Below are 17,969 nucleotides of genomic sequence, written 5' to 3' on the forward strand. Positions count from 1 at the left end.
GTAATTACTCTTTAAATTGAGTTATCTCAATTGATTATGATAATTTCTTCTTAATACTACTAAAGATGATAGCAAGCACTGTTGCACCAAACAGGATGTAGATAGAATAAAGGAACATATCAGTGATCTTCAACCAGAACGGAACATTGTCCGTACCGTCATAACCCGGGATATTAAGCGGTTCATCACTACCCATAGCCCATGCTATAACAACAACTGCAACCAATACGATTACACCGATCAAAGACTTCAATGCATTTCCCGGATTATCTTTCAAGGCAGTTCCGAACTGGAACAGGAAAGCAGCCACTGTAGCAACGACAGCGATACCAAACAAACCGTACATCAAGAAGAGCAGTGCATCGGTTTGGGCGGGTTGCCACATTTCAGAGTCAACGCTCATAAGTACTGCATCGCCCTGAGCATCTCCACCGAAGTAGAACAAGCCCAACACTACCAGAATGGCAGCGAACATTACGTACAGTACGTAGTATGATACTTTATATGATAACTTAGCCATTTTACTTATTTTTTGTATTTCAAGTCATATTTGATAACCATATCCAACAGTGAGATAGAAGAATCTTCCATTTCGCTGGTCAAAGCTTCAATCTTAGACAGGATATAGTTATAGAATACCTGCAGAATCAAAGCAACGATCAAACCGAAGATAGTTGTAATCAAGGCAACCTTCATACCACCTGCTACAACCGTCGGAGAGATATCACCTACTTGTTGGATCTTATCAAATGCCTGCACCATACCGATTACAGTACCCAAGAATCCTAATGACGGAGCCATTGCGATAAACAGTGTGATCCAAGAGCAACCTTTTTCCAGGTAACCAGCCTGTACACCACCGTAAGATACAACTGACTTTTCAACTACATCGATACCCTGATCGATTCTCATCAAACCCTGATAGTAGATAGAAGCGATAGGACCTCTTGTGTTGCGTGCAATGTCTTTGGCAGCTTCAACATCACCTTTTTCCAAAGCAGCTTCGATAGCGGCAATAAACTTCTTGGTGTTGATTTCAGCCAAACTCAGGTAAATGATACGCTCGATACAGAAAGCAAGACCGATAACCAATGCGATGGCAACCAAACTCATGAAAGATGCAGTACCTTCAATAAATTTAGTCTTGATTTCTTTGTGAATACCGCCTTCTTCAGCTACAACAGGAGCGGCAGCTTCATCAGCAGGAGCTGCTTGTGCTGCAGGAGCAGCTTGTTCTGTTTGTTCAGCAGCAGGAGCATCTTGAGCCTGAGCAAGTTGAGTTGAGCCAAATGTTAAGACTCCCATCACAGCAACAATTGCAAATAACTTTTTCATTGTGTGTCTAATTTTTAAGATTAATTAATTAAATTACTTATTATGTTTATTTATTGTTCTTCTCTTATTTTAAAACTTCGCGGAGAGACGGGGATTCGAACCCCGGATACCCTTTAGGGGTATACACGCTTTCCAGGCGTGCCTCTTCAACCACTCGAGCATCTCTCCAATCAACATCTGTTCTGAAATCGGGTGCAAATTACAAAAAAAATGCGAACCGCGAGCGTTTTCAGCTACAAATGTATTCTTTTTTTTGTTCTTCCACTGCATTCTCAAAGTTTTATCCACAAGAAAATCTCAAAATTAATAAACTTTAAAATCTTCGGAACGTTATTTGAGCATTCCAAACACTTTTAAAGCGTTTTCAGAAGTGATACCGCCTATTTCTTCAGGCGAATTTCCGTATATTTCCGCTACTTTTAACAGAGTATCCTTTACATTCGCACTCTCGTTTCTTTTACCCCGGTTCGGCACGGGAGTTAGATAGGGAGAATCGGTTTCAAGAACAATCCGTTCCAAGGGGATATTTTGCAAAACTTCCGGCAATCCCGATTTCTTAAATGTCACCACACCGTTAATCCCAATGAAGAAATTAGAAAACTCCAGCATACGGAATGCCTCTTCCCGTGTTCCCGTAAAACTATGGAAAATCCCCCTTAGAGAAGACGTTTTATACGGTTTCAATATATCATATATATAGTCGAACGCCTCCCGGCAATGAATCACTACGGGTAATCCATACTCCAACGCCCACCGCACCTGCCGTTCAAAGGCAATCTGCTGTTCCTTCAGGTAAGTTTTATCCCAATAAAGATCCATGCCTATTTCACCGATTGCGACATAACCGTCCGGCATTGCCAGATGTCCGGCCACAACAGCCAGTTCCTTCTCATAACCGGCATCCACAGAAGTGGGATGCAGCCCTATCATCGGAAAACAATACCCCTTGTACTCCGAACAGACCTTAAGCATGGGTTCAATAGTGGTACTGTCTATATTGGGCATAAAAATATGGGTGACTCCTGCTTCCCGGGCGCGCATCATCACCTGCGGCAAATCCGATTGGAAGTCCTCCAAAAAAAGGTGGGAATGTGAATCTACTAATTTCATTTTGCAATCTCTTCTTTTTCACCGGTACGGTAATAATAAATCAAGCCATAAGCGCGACACAACTCCAGACGTTTTTCATTCGGCATAACCTCTGCGTATTTCCGCTCCACCTGGTTCCAGATATCCAGAATCAGAGCATCGGCTTCGGAGCGCATGGAAGCAAGAGCTTCCAGACTGCGCGCCGTCAGCGCCTGCAAGTTCCTCTGTCTCTCGTAGCTCTCCATGAAAATATCATAATGTACCCTGACTTTGGCAATGGTAGGATTATAAATAGGAATTCCGCCCTGAGAAATGCGCCGGCTCTCGCCTTCCACTATTTTACGTCCCCACTCTGCAAGGGCTGCCTCCGTAGACAAATCCGGAACATTATTGTTTCTCATATCCAAGCCGTAGAACTCCTTATGAACGGTACGCACCTCCGAACGAATCACTGCCAGATTCAGTACCTGGATAAAATGCGATATGTAAAGACGGGCAGTCTTTACATTTGCCTGATGCTTACGTCCCGCCTTTGACTGACGCTCAAAACATTCCACATAATACGAATGCGCCGCTTCAAACTTTACCAGGAAATTCCGGGCATCCGTAAGTACCTTCAGAGACACAGCCAAATCATACACATTATATGTGTCACCTTTGGCAACAACGGCTTTCAACGCACGTATTCTTGCCTGATCTGTATTTGGTAATCTTCTGTAAGGCATTCTTATCGGCTACTGACAATTACACTTCCCGGTACATCAACTCCTTTATAAGCTTATCCAGTTCTCTTTTCCTCTCAGCCGTCACATTCACGGCAGCCAGGCTTTCCAAAGCCTTGTTGTTGTATTCCGACATTTTGTTTTCACAAAGGAGTTTAACCCCTATCCGGTTATACAAACCGGTTACAGCCTCTATCTTCTCAGCCGGGTCAAAGTCCGTAACGGTTATCCAATGCTTCAATTGCGTAGCCTGCTCCTTATCCGCATGTTCCAAAGCCTTTATCAACATATAGGTTTTCTTGTTGCACAGGATATCCCCACCTATATTTTTACCAAATACGGCAGTATCACCGTACACATCCAGCAAATCGTCTTTCAGCTGAAAAGCGACACCCATATTCATGCCAAAGTCATACAGCCGTTCCGCATCTTCAGCAGAGGCACCGCCCAACAATGCTCCGATTTTCAAACTTGCCGCCAGCAGCACGGATGTTTTCAGACGAATCATCTCCAGGTATTCCTCCTCCTTCACATCGCTCCGCTGCTCAAAATCCATATCCATCTGCTGACCTTCGCAAATTTCAAGAGCCGTCAGGCTGAACAAATCCATCACGGCCTTCAAGTGTTCGGCCGGACATTGCGCCATAAACTGATAAGCCAGCACCAGCATTGCGTCACCCGAAAGGATAGCCGTATTATCATTCCATACCTTATGCACCGTTTCTTTTCCGCGGCGTTTATCGGCACGGTCCATCAGGTCGTCATGCAGCAATGTATAATTATGATAGACCTCGATGCCTGTTGCCGGTGAGAATACCGGTCTGACATCTTCCTTATAAAGATTATAAGCCATCAGCATCAGCACGGGGCGGATTCTTTTTCCACCCATGGACAAAACATAGGCAACCGGGTCGTACAACCCTTTCGGAGTACGTTCAAACTGCAAATCCGCAATATGGGAATTTATTTTATCGAGAAGTTCGGAAGCTGTAAACATAAGTATTTCAAATTAGGAATGGCAGAGAATGAAAAGAGGCTGCCTAAAAGCAACCTCTTTACGCGATATTTAAATATATTAACTAAAAAAAACAAAATTACTGCAAGCGGAACATCACAGGCACTGTGTATTTAACACGTACCGCTTTACCACGCTGCATACCCGGTTTCCATTTCGGCATGGAGCTGATCACACGGATTGCCTCTTTATCCAAATACGGGTCAACACCTCTAAGCACTTTAGCATCTACGATACTACCGTCTCTGTTAACAACGAACTGTACGGTTACACGACCTTGAGTTCCGTTTTCCTGAGCGATAGTAGGATATTTGATGTTCTTGCTCAAATACTGCATCAAACCAGCCATACCACCATTAGGGAATTCCGGCATCTGTTCTACTACCTCGAAGATAGTTTGTTCTTCCGGTTCTTCCTCTTCAACAGCTACGGGAACATATTTGATTTCCACAGCCTGATTGGTTTCTTCAGATGTAGCTATCGTGGTTTCCTCCACATCTGCGTCGTCATCCACGATTGTCAGGGTTTCTGCAATCGACGGAGCTTCGGGGGGCGGTGGAGCCACCTGCTCGGGTTGTTCCGTAATCGGAATGATTTCCTCTTCAAATACAAGGTCGGTAATTGCCTGGCTCGTATCAATCTTGATATCACGTTTTGTCCATTCGAATGCAACGAACATAAACGCGAGCACAATCACGTAACCGACAAGCAGCCAAGTCGACTTTTTGTTCTCCAAGTCTGCCTTAGGTGTCTTTTTAATTTCCATAATTTATACTATAATTATTAGTGTTTCTCATTTTGGGCAAATATAGCACTTTTCCCACGATTGTTCTTGCCCGGCTGTGTTTTTTTACACAATAAACAAGGCATTTTTATTTTTTTAATTCTTCAAAAGCCTTCGTCAGCTTTTGTAGCGCAAAAGTAACGAGATATTTTAAAAATACCGTATCTTTGGCAAGAATTTTAAATGAAACGTTCAAAAAAATCTACCGAGAGAGAGATTCCTATATAAATTATGGTATAAAATCATTTCATATGAAAAAGATAACAATCGCAATCGACGGCTTCTCTTCGTGCGGAAAAAGCACAATGGCCAAGGACCTCGCCCGTGAAATCGGCTATATTTATATCGACAGCGGAGCCATGTACCGTGCCGTCACTTTATATAGTATGGAGAACGGTATCTTCACAGCCGAGGGCATCGATACGGAAAAACTGAAAAAGCAGATCAACAGCATCCGCATATCCTTTCAGCTGAACCCGGAAACGGGACGTCCCGACACCTACCTGAACGGCATCAATGTGGAAAAGAAAATCCGCACAATGGAAGTATCCTCCCGCGTCAGTCCCATTGCCGCCCTCGACTTTGTGCGCGAAGCAATGGTGGCCCAACAACAGGAAATGGGCAAAGCCAAAGGCATTGTCATGGACGGTCGCGACATCGGCACTACCGTATTTCCGGATGCCGAACTTAAGATATTCGTAACTGCCTCTCCCGAAATCCGTGCACAGCGCAGATACGATGAACTGAAAGCCAAAGGAGAGGAAGCCGGTTTCGACGAAATCCTGGAGAATGTGAAGCAGAGGGATTATATAGACCAGAACAGGGAAGTGAGTCCGCTCCGCAAAGCCGACGACGCACTGCTGCTCGACAACAGCCACATGACCATTTCCCAACAAAAGGAATGGCTGGCAGAACAGTTCGAAAAAGTGTGCAAATCATAACGCAAAAAGCTGCAATATGGCAAAAGTGGAAATAGACGAAGGTTCCGGCTTCTGCTTCGGGGTAGTTACCGCAATCAATAAAGCAGAAGAAGAGTTATCCAAAAGCGGAACATTATACTGTTTGGGAGACATTGTGCACAACAGCCGTGAAGTGGAGCGCTTGAAAGCAATGGGGCTTATCACCATCAACCACGGGGAGTTCAACCGCCTGCATAATGCCAAAGTTTTATTGCGGGCACACGGCGAACCGCCCGAAACCTATATAACCGCCAGGCGCAACAATATTGAAATAATCGACGCCACTTGTCCGGTGGTTCTCCGCTTACAAAAGAAAATCAAGCAGGAGTATATCCAGGAAGACAATGAGGACAAACAAATCGTCATATACGGAAAGAACGGACATGCAGAAGTCCTGGGACTGGTGGGGCAAACCACAGGAAAAGCAATTGTTATAGAAAAGCTGGAAGAAGCCAAGTCACTGGATTTCAGCAAGAGCATACGCCTCTACTCGCAAACCACCAAGTCGCTGGATGAATTTCAAAAAATCGTGGAATACATAAAAGAACATATATCCTCCGATGTCACTTTCGAATATTACGACACCATATGCCGGCAAGTAGCCAACCGCATTCCCAACATCCGGAAATTCGCAGCTTCGCACGATTTGGTATTCTTCGTCAGCGGCAAGAAAAGTTCCAATGGAAAAATCCTGTTCAACGAATGCAAGAAGGTAAATCCCAACTCGCACCTTATCGACAGTGCGGAAGAGATAGACAACCGGTTACTCATTGGCACAGAGTCCATTGGTATTTGTGGAGCCACTTCCACTCCCAAATGGCTGATGGAAGAAATATCCAAGGCAATAAAATCACGAATTTAAAAAGCTTTTGTTATCTTTGCGAGCAGATTTTTTAAGGTAATTATTAACACTAAATAAAGAGATTGTTATGGGAACAATTAAGTGTATCGGTATTTTAACATCGGGCGGCGACGCTCCGGGAATGAATGCGGCTATCCGTGCGGTAACACGTGCGGCTATCTACAACGGACTTCAGGTTAAAGGCATATATAGAGGTTACAAAGGCTTAGTAACCGGTGAAATCAAAGAATTCAAGAGCCAGAATGTAAGTAACATCATCCAATTGGGCGGTACTATCCTGAAAACAGCGCGCTGTAAAGAGTTTACCACGCCCGAAGGACGGCAGATAGCATACGATAACATGAAGAAAGAGGGTATCGATGCCCTGGTGGTTATCGGTGGCGACGGCTCTCTGTCCGGTGCACGCATCTTTGCGCAAGAATTTGATGTGCCCTGTATCGGTCTGCCGGGAACCATCGACAACGACCTGTACGGAACGGATACCACAATCGGTTACGACACCGCCCTGAATACGATTTTGGATGCCGTAGACAAAATCCGCGACACCGCAACTTCTCACGAACGTCTTTTCTTCGTCGAGGTTATGGGACGCGATGCCGGTTTCCTTGCCTTGAACGGCGCTATCGCATCCGGAGCCGAGGCTGCCATCATACCGGAATTTAGCACGGAAGTGGACCAATTGGAAGAGTTCATCAAGAACGGTTTCCGGAAGTCTAAGAACAGCAGCATCGTGCTCGTTGCCGAAAGTGAACTGACCGGTGGTGCAATGCACTATGCGGAACGTGTGAAAAACGAATATCCCCAATACGACGTACGCGTCACAATCCTCGGACACTTGCAGCGTGGCGGCAGTCCTACGGCACACGACCGTATCCTTGCCAGCCGATTGGGTGCTGCCGCAATCGACGCCATCATGGAAGGACAACGTAATGTGATGATAGGCATAGAACACGATGAAGTGGTTTATGTACCTTTCACGAAAGCCATCAAAAACGACAAGCCGATCAAGAAAGACCTGGTTAATGTACTGAGGGAACTTTCCATTTAATAAAGTCCCGATAGGATAAACCCAAGAGGGCCGAAGTGATTTTAACATTTTCTTTCAGGCACGGAGTGCACAGATTTCATGGTTCTTGCAAACCGGAACCGTGAAATCCATGCACTCCGTGCCTGAAAAATTATCATAATGCAAGAGGTTCTTTAAATTTTCCTCAACAAGTGTTCTATCCGTTTTTTGGATTTATAACCACTTCTCCACAATCTTCTCCGTCCTGTTCCACAACTCCTGCATCTGCACATGGCGGGTATACTTCCCGGAAAGATGCTTGGGACGGCAACTCGCATTTAAAGTTCCCGTACGTTTTCCGGCATCCTCATCCAGCAGCAGATGAACGGCTGTTGCAGCTCCTTGCCGGGGAGTACGGATAAAAGGCCGGAATAAGATATCTGTCAGCGGGTCGAACCACATGTGCATCGTTATTATATCGGTAGATACGATACCCGGATCGGCCGCATTCACCACAATCCCTTTTTCCTTGACCCGATTCGCCAGATTAACGGTAAACAAGGTCAGAGCCAGTTTCGTATTGCTATAAACAGGAATGCGCCAGAAACCTCCTCTCTTTCCAAGATGGAAGAAATCCGGAAAGTCGAGACGCCCTATGGCATAAGTACAAGACACCATATTGACAATACGGCTCCCCTTTTCCATCAGAGGAATAAGTTTGCGTGTCAACAAATAAGGAGCAACATAATTAACACTCACCGTACGTTCCAAACCATCCTCAGTGATGTGACGCCCTGTTTCCATTGTTCCGGCATTATTCATCAGCAGACTGACGGTATCCCCCCTTTTCAACATTCTTTCGGCAAAAGCCGCCACAGATGCAAGCGAAGCTAAGTCAATGCCCAATACCTCAATATATGGGTTACCGGTGTCATGCACCAGCATATCCTTTACCCTTTCCGCTTTTTCCGGACGGTAACAGGCCATGATTATTTTATATCCGGCTGTAGCCACAGCACGGGTTATTTCCGTTCCCATACCACCGTCTGCACCGGTTATGATAGCAAGTTTCATGTTTACCAAGTATAAATTGCCAATAATAAGAAAGATTCAATCACCCCTTCGCTTCTATTTTCTCTATCTCCTTTTTCAAGCAGGCAGGCAGTTCTTCCTGCAAATGCTGATGGCAAGCCATTTCTATGGAATACATCCGGGCTATGCAGTAATTACTATGCCTACAGCTGCAACGGGCATTCTCCTCCTTGCGCATACGGTTCACAAAGCCCGGTTCGTTGAGCAGGGCGCGTGCCATCTGTACAGCCTCAAAACCATTGTCCAGCACCTCATCTATCTTGGCACGCGACACCAGTCCGCCTACATATATCAACGGCATCTTCAGCTCTGCACGGAACTTCAGGGCGTCTTCCAGGAAATAGGCCTCTTTGAATGGCACAGACGGTATCATCCACCTGCCCGCCATGCGTACTCCATACTTCAGCCACCAGCATGTCATATAATGTGTCATGCTGCGAATCGGCATTTCCCCACGCATCACATACATAGGCGCTTTACTTACAAAACCGCCGCTCAATACCAATCCATGTGCACCCGAGCATTCAAGACGCTTGGCCACTTGCATCGTCTCATCTATCTCCATGCCTCCCCGGAAACCGTCACGCATGTTCATCTTCACAAGCACTGCCATATCGCTGCCGGCAGCCTTCATCACTTCATCCATCACCATATCCATAAAGCGCATGCGGTTTTCCAGAGAACCGCCAAATTCATCTTTGCGATGATTGGTCGAAGGCGAAAGGAACTGGCTGATAAGGTAGCCATGTCCGGCATGAATTTCCACTGCATCAAATCCCGCCTCACGGGCCAGATTCACCGCCTTTCCGTAAGCACGTGCCATCTCCGGCAGTTCACCGGCACGCAAACCACGCACAAAAGTAGGTGAATACAGGTTGAAGCCGCTGCTGGCACCGACCGGGGTACACCCGCAAATACTCTTATGGGACATGTTTCCGCAATGCCCCAACTGGATTCCGGCAGCAGCACCTTCCGCATGTATCGCATCGGTCAGCTTGCGAAGCCCCGGAATTATTTCAGGGCGCATCCACAACTGGCGGTCAAAAGAAAGCCCGCTCTGAGTAACAGCCGCATAAGCCACAGTAGTCATACTGATGCCTCCTGCCGCAACCGAACGGTGATAATCGAGCAACATGTCCGAAGGGGCATTTCCGGGACACATACTTTCAAAAGCAGCCGAACGGATGGTACGGTTGCGCAATGTCAGCGGTCCGAAAGTAACCGGAGTGAATAATTTTGATTCCATGTGATAGTTTCCTGATTTATGATTTATGGTTTGTCCTTTCAATAGATATAAGGTATGATACGCTTGCGTTTTCCTACCGCCTCATCACCGAATTCTTTCCGGTAACGGCCGTAAATGGCATTGGCACGGGGAACGAGATTGGCAAAAGTCCACCACACAAACACCCATGCGGCAGGCGAAGCAGTAAGTATGGCAAAACCGGTCCATTCTACCAATTCACCGAAATAGTTGGCAGAAGTGACATAGCGATAAAGACCTTTCTCAGGAAGGTAATGATTCGTGTCGCCCGGCTTACGCAAATGGCGAATCACATGGTCGGCATGAAGATTGATAAGCATACCGGCAAAAAATAACAGAAGCCCCGACCACGCATGAGTCTTCAGCAAATAAGTCCAACCACCGGAATACATCCCTTCGGAAGCAAAGTAAAACAGACCGCCAGCCTGCATCATTCCGTTCAGTACATTAAATACAATGCCCATCATCATAATAGTTACCGGCATCCGGCTTTTTCCTTTCAGCAGAAAAGGAAAAATAAACGACCTTTGGAAGTAGTGTAGCTGGAACAGCAGAAAGAAAAGATATACCGGCACGGCAAAGCCTGCCCCGCTCCTGCCCCACAACCAAAACATAACGATAAAGACCGGCGCTTCCATCAATACCCACGCCGCCTTGTTACTAATGGAATATCCCCACGATGCGGTACGGAACATCCCATATCCGGCTTTGACGAAATAAAGAGCGATGAATACAAAAAGCGCAATGACGCACATCACTCCCAAAAACAGATGAAACCCTTCTTCGCTCATGTTCTTTTGTTTAAGTGTGACAAATATAGGGAAAACCTGTAACAATCAAATCGTTTTCCCGCAGCAATTATCAAAAACATACAGAAACGGATAACGCAAAGAGCGTGGATGTTTATCCGTTCCGCCACGGGAAAATGAATAAGGTATCGCTGTCCGGCTTTCCAACCGCAACAACGATACCTTATACGACCCGGCAATCCGAGGTCTGTGCTTTGAAACGGATCTACCGCTTCTTAATAGGAATGTATGCTACTTCTTCCAATACATTCTTATATGCCGGACGAATAATGCGCTTACCTTCGAAGTTCAACTCTTCATTACGATGTGCACACCAGCCCACGATACGCGCCATGGCAAACAGCGGAGTAAATATTTCCTGCGGCAACCCGATCATTTCATATACGAAACCGGAGTAAAAATCCACATTGCTCGAAACCGTCTTGCCGTTGTTCTTCACACGGCCGAAAACTTCGATGGCTCGTTCTTCCAGCAATTCAAGGAAAGCAAACTCACGCTCTTTCCCTTTCTCGCGGGCAAGGTCGCGGGCAAGTTCCTTTAAAAGTATGGCACGAGGGTCTGAAATGGTATAGACGGCATGTCCGATACCGTATATCAATCCCGTCTTGTTATATACCTCCTTGTTCAGCATACGGGTGAAATAAGTGTCAATCTCGTCTACATTCGTCCAATCCCGGATATTCTCCTGCAAATGGTGGAACATGTCGGTAACCTGGATATTGGCGCCACCGTGAAGCGGGCCTTTCAGGGAACCGATGCCCGCAGCGATAGCAGAATAGGTATCAGTTCCGGTAGAGGACGTTACGCGTACGGTGAACGTAGAGTTGTTACCGCCGCCGTGCTCCGCCTGCAACACCAGCAACAGGTCAAGGGTACGGGCATCCAGTTCCGTATAATCCTTTTTCAGCATATACAGGAAATTCTCCGCGAGAGAAAGATTCTCCTGCGGATGCCGGATATGCAACGAACGGCCGTGAGTGGCATGGCGAAGCATATTGAAAGCATAGGCTATGATGGTGGGGAACTTCGAAATAAGGTCTATGCTCTGGCGCATCAGATTATCGCGCGACGTATCATCGGCATTCGGGTCAAAGCGGTACATCTCGAGCACGCTTCGCGCCAGGATATTCATTATATTATTCCCTTCAAGCTCGATGATGTTCATCTTCGTTTTCTGTTCCAACGGCATATTATCGTTAATCAGCTCACGGAAAGAAGCCAGTTCTTCCCTGTCGGGCAAACGGCCTGAAAGCAGCAGATACGCCACTTCTTCAAAGCCGAAACGTTTCTCTTTGAGAATGGCATGTGCCAAATCCTCAAGGTCGTAGCCACGGTAGAACAATTTGCCCGGAATAGGCTTCAGACCTCCGCCCGGAATGCGCTCGTACCCCACTACGTTGCCAATCTTGGTGAGCCCAACCAGCACACCTGTACCGTCTTCATTACGCAATCCGCGCTTCACATCAAACTTCTTGAACAGTTCGTTCTCAATCCGGGTCGCTTCTTTCAGGTCTTCGGAAAGTTTGTAAATCAAATATTCTTTCTTCATAATATTTTTATTTTTTCTGGTTTATGGGGGAATTATTTGCGGAAGCTTCTATCCTGTTCACGATTTCCCGTGTAAAAGCCGATGTAGACAACGGGACACCACCCTGCATGAAGCGGGCCAAATCGACTGTAGCACGACCTTCTGTGAAACTGTTCTCCAGTGCTTCCTCTATCAGCAAGGCGGCCTCTTTCCAACCCAGATGTTCGAGCATCATCACCGCCGAAAGAATCATGGAACACGGATTCACAATGTCTTTTCCGGCAATATTGGGAGCCGTGCCATGAGTGGCCTCAAAAATGGCATGTCCCGTCCTGTAATTAATGTTGGCTCCCGGAGCGATACCGATGCCGCCCACCATAGCAGCCAACTGGTCGGAAATATAATCACCGTTCAAATTCAGAGTGGCAATGACCGAGTATTCTTCGGGAACAAGCAAGGTATTCTGCAAAAAGGCATCGGCAATGCAATCCTTGACAACAAGACGTCCCTCCGCTATATCTTTTCCAAACTCACGCTCCGCCAGCTCATAGCCCCATTTCTTGAAGCCGCCTTCGGTAAACTTCATGATATTGCCTTTGTGTACCAGCGTTACAGAGGGCAGACCGTTTTCGAGCGCATAACGGCAAGCCGCACGCACCAGCCGCTCCGTTCCCTCTTTAGACACAGGTTTCACGCCAAAAGATGAAGTTTCGGGAAAACGCACCTTGGTCACGCCCATCTCATCATGCAGGAAGCGATAGAACTTTTCGGCTTCCGGTGTTCCGGCTTCCCATTCGATACCGGCGTAGATATCTTCCGTATTCTCACGGAATACGCACATGTTTACCTTCTGCGGTTCTTTCACCGGCGAAACTACGCCTTTATACCAACGCACGGGACGCAGGCACACATACAAATCGAGTGTCTGGCGCAACGCCACGTTCAGCGAACGGATACCGCCGCCGACCGGTGTAGTCAACGGCCCCTTAATACCTATTTTATAAGTGCGGAATGCTTCCATCGTTTCTTCCGGCAACCAGGAACCCGTTTCATTAAATGCCCGCTCACCTGCCAGCACTTCTTTCCATCCGATACTCCGGCTGTCTCCATAGGCTTTCTTCAAGGCTGCATCCACCACAGCCTGCATGGACGGAGTGACCTCTGCCCCTACTCCGTCACCTGTAATAAAAGGTACAGTAATCTTTTCCATATTCTATCGTGCATTTAATGCAGAGCCGGCACGGAACCAGCCTATCTGCTGTTCATTATACGTATGTTGTACTTCGAAGCTTTCCTTGCTGCCGTCCTCGTGATGAAGCACCACTTTCAGGTTACGTCCCGGAGCAAAGTCTTTCAAGCCGACAACGGAAAGCAAGTCATGCTCCCGAATTTTATCATAATCCGCCTTATCGGTAAAGGTCAGCGCCAGCATGCCCTGTTTCTTCAAATTCGTCTCGTGGATACGTGCAAAGCTCTTTGCCAGTATGACACGTACATTCAGGAAACGCGGTTCCATAGCGGCATGTTCACGGCTGGAACCCTCGCCATAGTTTTCTTCGGCAACGACAATCGAAGGAATCCCTTCGGACTTATACAGTTTGGCTGTACCGGACACCGTTCCGTACGTATTTGTAGAACGGTTCCACACTTTATTCGTTTCTCCGTTAAAGGCATTGACAGCCCCCATCAGCATATTATCCGAAATATTCTCCAAATGCCCGCGGAAACGAAGCCACGGACCTGCCATCGAGATATGATCGGTGGTACACTTACCCTGCGTTTTAATCAGCAGAGGCATATTCAGCAAATCCTCTCCGTCCCAAGCCGGGAAAGGAGCAAGCAGTTGCAGGCGTTGCGACTGGGGAGCCACCGCAATATCCGTCTTTGCATGGGAAGGTGCGATATATCCCTCGCTCCCTGCCGTAAATCCTTCCGGCGGCAGCTCTTCGCCTATCGGTTCGGAGAGTTTAACCTGTTCGCCATCGGCATTGAGCAATGTATCTTTCAGCGGATTGAAACACAAATCTCCGGCAATGGTCAATGCCATTGTCAGCTCGGGAGAGGCTACAAAGGCATACGTATTCGGATTTCCATCCGCACGCTTGGCAAAGTTCCGGTTGAAAGAAGTCACAATAGAATTCTTACGAGTAGGATCATCGGTCACACGCTTCCATTGTCCGATACAAGGGCCGCAGGCATTTGCCATAATTGTAGCGCCTATTTTTTCAAAAGCGTCAATCATACCGTCACGCTCTGCGGTTGCACGTATGCGTTCCGAACCCGGATTGACAATCAGCGGAGCAGCCGCACGCAACCGCTTCTCTGTTACCTGATGCGCCAAAGACACCGCACGGCTCAAATCCTGGTAGGATGAATTGGTACAGGAACCGATAAGCCCTACCTCCATCTTACAGGAATAGCCGTTCTTCAAAACCTTCTCGGCAAACTCCGAAACAGGCGTGGCGGCATCCGGAGTAAACGGTCCGTTGATATAAGGCTCCAATGTGGAAAGGTCTATGTCGATAATACGGTCATAGTATTTCTCCGGATTGGCAACTACTTCATCATCGGCACGAAGCCCTTCGGCAACGGCAGTAGCCATATCTGCCACTTCCGCACGTCCGGTAGCTTTCAGATAGGCAGCCATACGCTCATCATAAGGGAAAAGAGAAGTCGTAGCTCCCACTTCCGCACCCATGTTGCAAATCGTAGCCTTTCCGGTAGCTGAAAGTGAAGCAGTACCCGGACCGAAATATTCGATAATGGCATTTGTTCCGCCTTTTACAGTCAAAATTCCTGCCAGTTTCAAGATAACATCTTTAGGAGCAGCCCATCCGTTTAATTTTCCAGTGAGGCGCACGCCAATCAAGCGGGGCATCTTCAACTCCCATTCCATACCTGTCATCACATCCACCGCATCAGCACCGCCGACACCGATAGCCACCATTCCCAAACCGCCGGCGTTCGGGGTATGAGAATCGGTACCTACCATCATGCCGCCGGGAAAAGCATAGTTTTCCAACACCACCTGATGGATGATACCTGCCCCGGGTTGCCAGAAACCGATACCGTAACGGGAAGAAACATCCCGAAGAAAATTATACACCTCCTCATTCGTTTTGGTTGCAGTGGCAATATCTTCTTTCGCTCCTTTATAAGCCTGAATCAGATGGTCGCAATGTACGGTCGAAGGAACAGCCACCTCATCACGTCCTGCATTCATAAACTGTAATAATGCCATCTGTGCAGTTGCATCCTGCATAGCCACACGGTCGGGCCGGAAGTTCACATAGTCTTCGCCGCGTTTATAGTCTTTCACATTCTTCTCATCGTACAAATGAGCATACAAGATTTTTTCCGCTAAAGTCAACGGACGTTGCAATATCGTCCGAATGCGTTCTATTTTCCCCTCATAAAGTGTATAAAACGCTTTAAGCATTGCTAAATCATATACCATAACCACTCTTTTTAAAAAATTCAATATTGTAAATATTACAAATTAATACAATAAACAAATCATAATAAGGAAAAGTTTAACAAAATAAAGCATTTCTTCCCCTAAAGGCTGAGATTTATTACCTTTGCAGGTATGAAAGAACAAGATACAAACAGTCCTATTATACACCTCCAACGACAACAGCTTCTGTTGCGTATGGAATATGAATACGAAAAAGAAGAATTCAAGCGACAAACAGAGAACATGGGCGTCGCCCGAAAAGTCAAGCGGGGAGTTTGCTGGTATCCTGCCTCACCGGGTCGAAGTTACTATAACTCGTTGAATCAATTAGTAATAGAAATCACACATACCGAGAACCTCGATATAGAACATAACTTTGAGTTCGGACGCCCTGTCTGTTTCTTCCGTCAATCTACCGACGGTAAAATCACTTACTTCAATTTTACAGCCACCGTCAGTTATGCTGACGAAGCACGCATGGTAGTGATTATGCCCGGTGCCGGAGCTATTATGGATATACAATCCGCAGATAATCTCGGAGTCCAGCTTTATTTCGACGAAACTTCTTACCGCACGATGTTCGAGGCACTGGAAGATGTCCTGCGTGCAAAAGGCAACCGGCTTGCCGAATTGCGGGATATCCTGTTGGGTACGGTCAAAACCGGTTTCCGTGAGCTTTATCCAGTACGCTTCCCCTGGTTGAACTCCACTCAGGAGAGCGCCGTCAATAAAGTGCTATGCGCCCGCGATGTAGCCATTGTACACGGGCCTCCGGGAACAGGCAAAACCACCACGCTTGTAGAAGCCATCTACGAAACCCTGCACCGCGAACCCCAAGTATTGGTATGCGCCCAAAGCAATATGGCTGTCGACTGGATTTCCGAAAAGCTGGTGGACAGAGGCGTGAATGTGCTACGAATCGGCAACCCCACACGCGTCAACGACAAAATGCTCTCTTTCACTTATGAACGCCGTTTCGAAAATCATCCGCTTTATCCCGAATTATGGAGTATCCGTAAAGAACTGAGGCTACTGGGCGGTAAATCCCGCCGCGGCAGTTACGATGAACGCGAAGGGATACGCAACCGTATGAGCCGTCTGCGTGACCGTGCCACCACATTGGAAATACAAATCAATAGTGAGTTGTTCGACAGCGCCCACGTCATAGCCTCCACACTTGTAAGCAGCAATCACCGCCTTTTAAATGGACGCCGTTTCGGCACACTGTTTATCGACGAAGCCGCCCAAGCCCTGGAAGCTGCCTGCTGGATAGCCATCCGTAAAGCAGACCGTGTAGTATTGGCAGGAGACCATTGCCAGCTTCCGCCTACCATCAAATGTTACGAAGCCGCACGTGGCGGGCTGGAACGGACTTTAATGGAAAAAGTCGTAGCCGGCAAGCCGTCTGCCGTATCTTTATTGAAAGTACAATACCGCATGCACGAAGACATCATGCGCTTCTCATCAGACTGGTTCTATGGCGGAGAGCTGGAAGCTGCTCCCGAAATACGTCACCGGGGAATATTGGATTGGGATACTCCCGTTACATGGCTCGACACATCCGAAATGGATTTCAAGGAAGAATTTGTCGGAGAAACCTTCGGGCGTATCAACAAAGAGGAAGCAGGCTTATTGCTGAAAGAGCTGGAAGCGTACATCCAACGGATAGGCGGAAACCGGATTCTCGAAGAACGTATCGACTTCGGACTCATCTCACCTTACAAGGCACAAGTGCAATACTTGCGGGGAAAAATAAAAGGCAGCGCTTCGCTACGTCCCTACCGCAGTCTGATAACAGTCAATACCGTCGACGGATTTCAGGGACAGGAACGTGATGTAATCTTTATCAGTCTGGTACGTGCCAATGAAGAAGGACAGATCGGCTTTCTGAACGATTTACGCAGAATGAATGTGGCGATAACAAGGGCACGCATGAAATTGGTTATCCTGGGAGAAGCGGCTACGCTAAGCCACCATGCTTTCTACAAGAAACTGCTTGAATATGTAAGGACAATTAATGATAAGTAATGGAAAAGAGGGTATGTCA

Annotated in this window: 16 protein-coding genes and 1 tRNA gene; 4 read left to right on the forward strand and 13 right to left on the reverse strand. The window is 47.0% G+C overall.

What is annotated here, in order from left to right:
- Positions 1-34: 34 nt before the first annotated feature.
- The 7 genes from NQ565_RS16535 to NQ565_RS16565 all read right to left on the reverse strand — a co-directional run bounded on the left by NQ565_RS16535 (position 35) and on the right by NQ565_RS16565 (position 4,927).
- Positions 35-520 carry a hypothetical protein gene (locus tag NQ565_RS16535; RefSeq protein WP_005657172.1) on the reverse strand — a complete coding sequence of 162 codons (486 nt, stop codon included), beginning with the start codon at positions 518-520 and terminating at the stop codon, positions 35-37.
- A gap of 5 nt (positions 521-525) precedes the next feature.
- Entirely contained in the window at positions 526-1,335 is an 810-nt protein-coding gene (locus NQ565_RS16540; protein WP_005657173.1) for a MotA/TolQ/ExbB proton channel family protein, read from the reverse strand.
- Between the two features lie 80 nt (positions 1,336-1,415).
- A tRNA-Ser gene (locus NQ565_RS16545) sits at positions 1,416-1,503 on the reverse strand.
- A gap of 162 nt (positions 1,504-1,665) precedes the next feature.
- On the reverse strand, positions 1,666-2,445 hold the full coding sequence (locus tag NQ565_RS16550; RefSeq protein ID WP_005657174.1) for a TatD family hydrolase: 780 nt from the start codon (positions 2,443-2,445) through the stop codon (positions 1,666-1,668).
- Complete coding sequence (locus tag NQ565_RS16555) at positions 2,442-3,149, reverse strand: hypothetical protein (protein ID WP_005657175.1); 708 nt, start codon at positions 3,147-3,149, stop codon at positions 2,442-2,444. The genes NQ565_RS16550 and NQ565_RS16555 overlap by 4 nt, the downstream gene beginning before the upstream one ends.
- A gap of 19 nt (positions 3,150-3,168) precedes the next feature.
- A complete protein-coding gene (locus NQ565_RS16560) occupies positions 3,169-4,143 on the reverse strand; it encodes a polyprenyl synthetase family protein (protein ID WP_005657176.1) in 975 nt (324 codons plus the stop codon).
- A gap of 97 nt (positions 4,144-4,240) precedes the next feature.
- The gene (locus tag NQ565_RS16565; RefSeq protein WP_005657177.1) at positions 4,241-4,927 is read right to left on the reverse strand and encodes an energy transducer TonB; all 687 of its coding nucleotides are present in this window, start codon (positions 4,925-4,927) and stop codon (positions 4,241-4,243) included.
- A 269-nt stretch (positions 4,928-5,196) separates the two neighbouring features.
- Between NQ565_RS16565 and cmk the strand changes: the two genes are divergently transcribed.
- The 3 genes from cmk to pfkA all read left to right on the forward strand — a co-directional run bounded on the left by cmk (position 5,197) and on the right by pfkA (position 7,814).
- Positions 5,197-5,886 (forward strand): (d)CMP kinase, encoded by a 690-nt coding sequence (cmk, locus tag NQ565_RS16570; RefSeq protein ID WP_005657178.1) that lies wholly within the window; start codon positions 5,197-5,199, stop codon positions 5,884-5,886.
- A 16-nt stretch (positions 5,887-5,902) separates the two neighbouring features.
- Positions 5,903-6,766, forward strand: a complete 864-nt coding sequence (locus NQ565_RS16575) for a 4-hydroxy-3-methylbut-2-enyl diphosphate reductase (RefSeq protein WP_005657180.1) — start codon at positions 5,903-5,905, stop codon at positions 6,764-6,766.
- 67 nt (positions 6,767-6,833) lie between these two features.
- A complete protein-coding gene (gene pfkA, locus NQ565_RS16580; protein ID WP_005657182.1) occupies positions 6,834-7,814 on the forward strand; it encodes a 6-phosphofructokinase in 981 nt (326 codons plus the stop codon).
- A gap of 192 nt (positions 7,815-8,006) precedes the next feature.
- On the opposite strand, the gene NQ565_RS16585 is transcribed toward pfkA, so the two are convergent.
- The 6 genes from NQ565_RS16585 to NQ565_RS16610 all read right to left on the reverse strand — a co-directional run bounded on the left by NQ565_RS16585 (position 8,007) and on the right by NQ565_RS16610 (position 15,922).
- Positions 8,007-8,846: an SDR family oxidoreductase gene (locus tag NQ565_RS16585; protein WP_005657184.1), complete on the reverse strand. Its 840-nt coding sequence runs from the start codon at positions 8,844-8,846 to the stop codon at positions 8,007-8,009.
- Between the two features lie 40 nt (positions 8,847-8,886).
- Positions 8,887-10,110 (reverse strand): NADH:flavin oxidoreductase, encoded by a 1,224-nt coding sequence (locus NQ565_RS16590; protein WP_005657186.1) that lies wholly within the window; start codon positions 10,108-10,110, stop codon positions 8,887-8,889.
- Between the two features lie 38 nt (positions 10,111-10,148).
- Entirely contained in the window at positions 10,149-10,919 is a 771-nt protein-coding gene (locus NQ565_RS16595) for a DUF1295 domain-containing protein (RefSeq protein WP_005657188.1), read from the reverse strand.
- Positions 10,920-11,142: 223 nt separating this feature from the next.
- Positions 11,143-12,486 (reverse strand): citrate/2-methylcitrate synthase, encoded by a 1,344-nt coding sequence (locus NQ565_RS16600; RefSeq protein ID WP_005657190.1) that lies wholly within the window; start codon positions 12,484-12,486, stop codon positions 11,143-11,145.
- Positions 12,487-12,493: 7 nt separating this feature from the next.
- Positions 12,494-13,675 (reverse strand): NADP-dependent isocitrate dehydrogenase, encoded by a 1,182-nt coding sequence (gene icd / locus NQ565_RS16605; protein WP_005657192.1) that lies wholly within the window; start codon positions 13,673-13,675, stop codon positions 12,494-12,496.
- 3 nt (positions 13,676-13,678) lie between these two features.
- Positions 13,679-15,922, reverse strand: a complete 2,244-nt coding sequence (locus NQ565_RS16610) for an aconitate hydratase (RefSeq protein ID WP_005657193.1) — start codon at positions 15,920-15,922, stop codon at positions 13,679-13,681.
- Positions 15,923-16,054: 132 nt separating this feature from the next.
- Here NQ565_RS16610 and NQ565_RS16615 point away from each other — a divergent pair, with 132 nt between their 5' ends.
- Positions 16,055-17,950: an AAA domain-containing protein gene (locus NQ565_RS16615; RefSeq protein ID WP_005657195.1), complete on the forward strand. Its 1,896-nt coding sequence runs from the start codon at positions 16,055-16,057 to the stop codon at positions 17,948-17,950.
- The last annotated feature ends 19 nt before the right edge of the window (positions 17,951-17,969 follow it).

This window comes from Bacteroides stercoris ATCC 43183 (genome assembly GCF_025147325.1).
GTDB lineage: Bacteria > Bacteroidota > Bacteroidia > Bacteroidales > Bacteroidaceae > Bacteroides > Bacteroides stercoris.

What these genes read in the sequence shown, in the direction of transcription:
- NQ565_RS16595 (WP_005657188.1), bottom strand. Translation starts at nt 10,919, where the DNA reads ATGAGCGAAGAAGGGTTTCATCTGTTTTTGGGAGTGATGTGCGTCATT.
- NQ565_RS16600 (WP_005657190.1), bottom strand. Translation starts at nt 12,486, where the DNA reads ATGAAGAAAGAATATTTGATTTACAAACTTTCCGAAGACCTGAAAGAA.
- NQ565_RS16555 (WP_005657175.1), bottom strand. Translation starts at nt 3,149, where the DNA reads ATGCCTTACAGAAGATTACCAAATACAGATCAGGCAAGAATACGTGCG.
- pfkA (WP_005657182.1), top strand. Translation starts at nt 6,834, where the DNA reads ATGGGAACAATTAAGTGTATCGGTATTTTAACATCGGGCGGCGACGCT.
- NQ565_RS16560 (WP_005657176.1), bottom strand. Translation starts at nt 4,143, where the DNA reads ATGTTTACAGCTTCCGAACTTCTCGATAAAATAAATTCCCATATTGCG.
- NQ565_RS16615 (WP_005657195.1), top strand. Translation starts at nt 16,055, where the DNA reads ATGAAAGAACAAGATACAAACAGTCCTATTATACACCTCCAACGACAA.
- icd (WP_005657192.1), bottom strand. Translation starts at nt 13,675, where the DNA reads ATGGAAAAGATTACTGTACCTTTTATTACAGGTGACGGAGTAGGGGCA.
- NQ565_RS16590 (WP_005657186.1), bottom strand. Translation starts at nt 10,110, where the DNA reads ATGGAATCAAAATTATTCACTCCGGTTACTTTCGGACCGCTGACATTG.
- NQ565_RS16575 (WP_005657180.1), top strand. Translation starts at nt 5,903, where the DNA reads ATGGCAAAAGTGGAAATAGACGAAGGTTCCGGCTTCTGCTTCGGGGTA.
- NQ565_RS16610 (WP_005657193.1), bottom strand. Translation starts at nt 15,922, where the DNA reads ATGGTATATGATTTAGCAATGCTTAAAGCGTTTTATACACTTTATGAG.
- NQ565_RS16565 (WP_005657177.1), bottom strand. Translation starts at nt 4,927, where the DNA reads ATGGAAATTAAAAAGACACCTAAGGCAGACTTGGAGAACAAAAAGTCG.
- cmk (WP_005657178.1), top strand. Translation starts at nt 5,197, where the DNA reads ATGAAAAAGATAACAATCGCAATCGACGGCTTCTCTTCGTGCGGAAAA.
- NQ565_RS16540 (WP_005657173.1), bottom strand. Translation starts at nt 1,335, where the DNA reads ATGAAAAAGTTATTTGCAATTGTTGCTGTGATGGGAGTCTTAACATTT.
- NQ565_RS16535 (WP_005657172.1), bottom strand. Translation starts at nt 520, where the DNA reads ATGGCTAAGTTATCATATAAAGTATCATACTACGTACTGTACGTAATG.
- NQ565_RS16550 (WP_005657174.1), bottom strand. Translation starts at nt 2,445, where the DNA reads ATGAAATTAGTAGATTCACATTCCCACCTTTTTTTGGAGGACTTCCAA.
- NQ565_RS16585 (WP_005657184.1), bottom strand. Translation starts at nt 8,846, where the DNA reads ATGAAACTTGCTATCATAACCGGTGCAGACGGTGGTATGGGAACGGAA.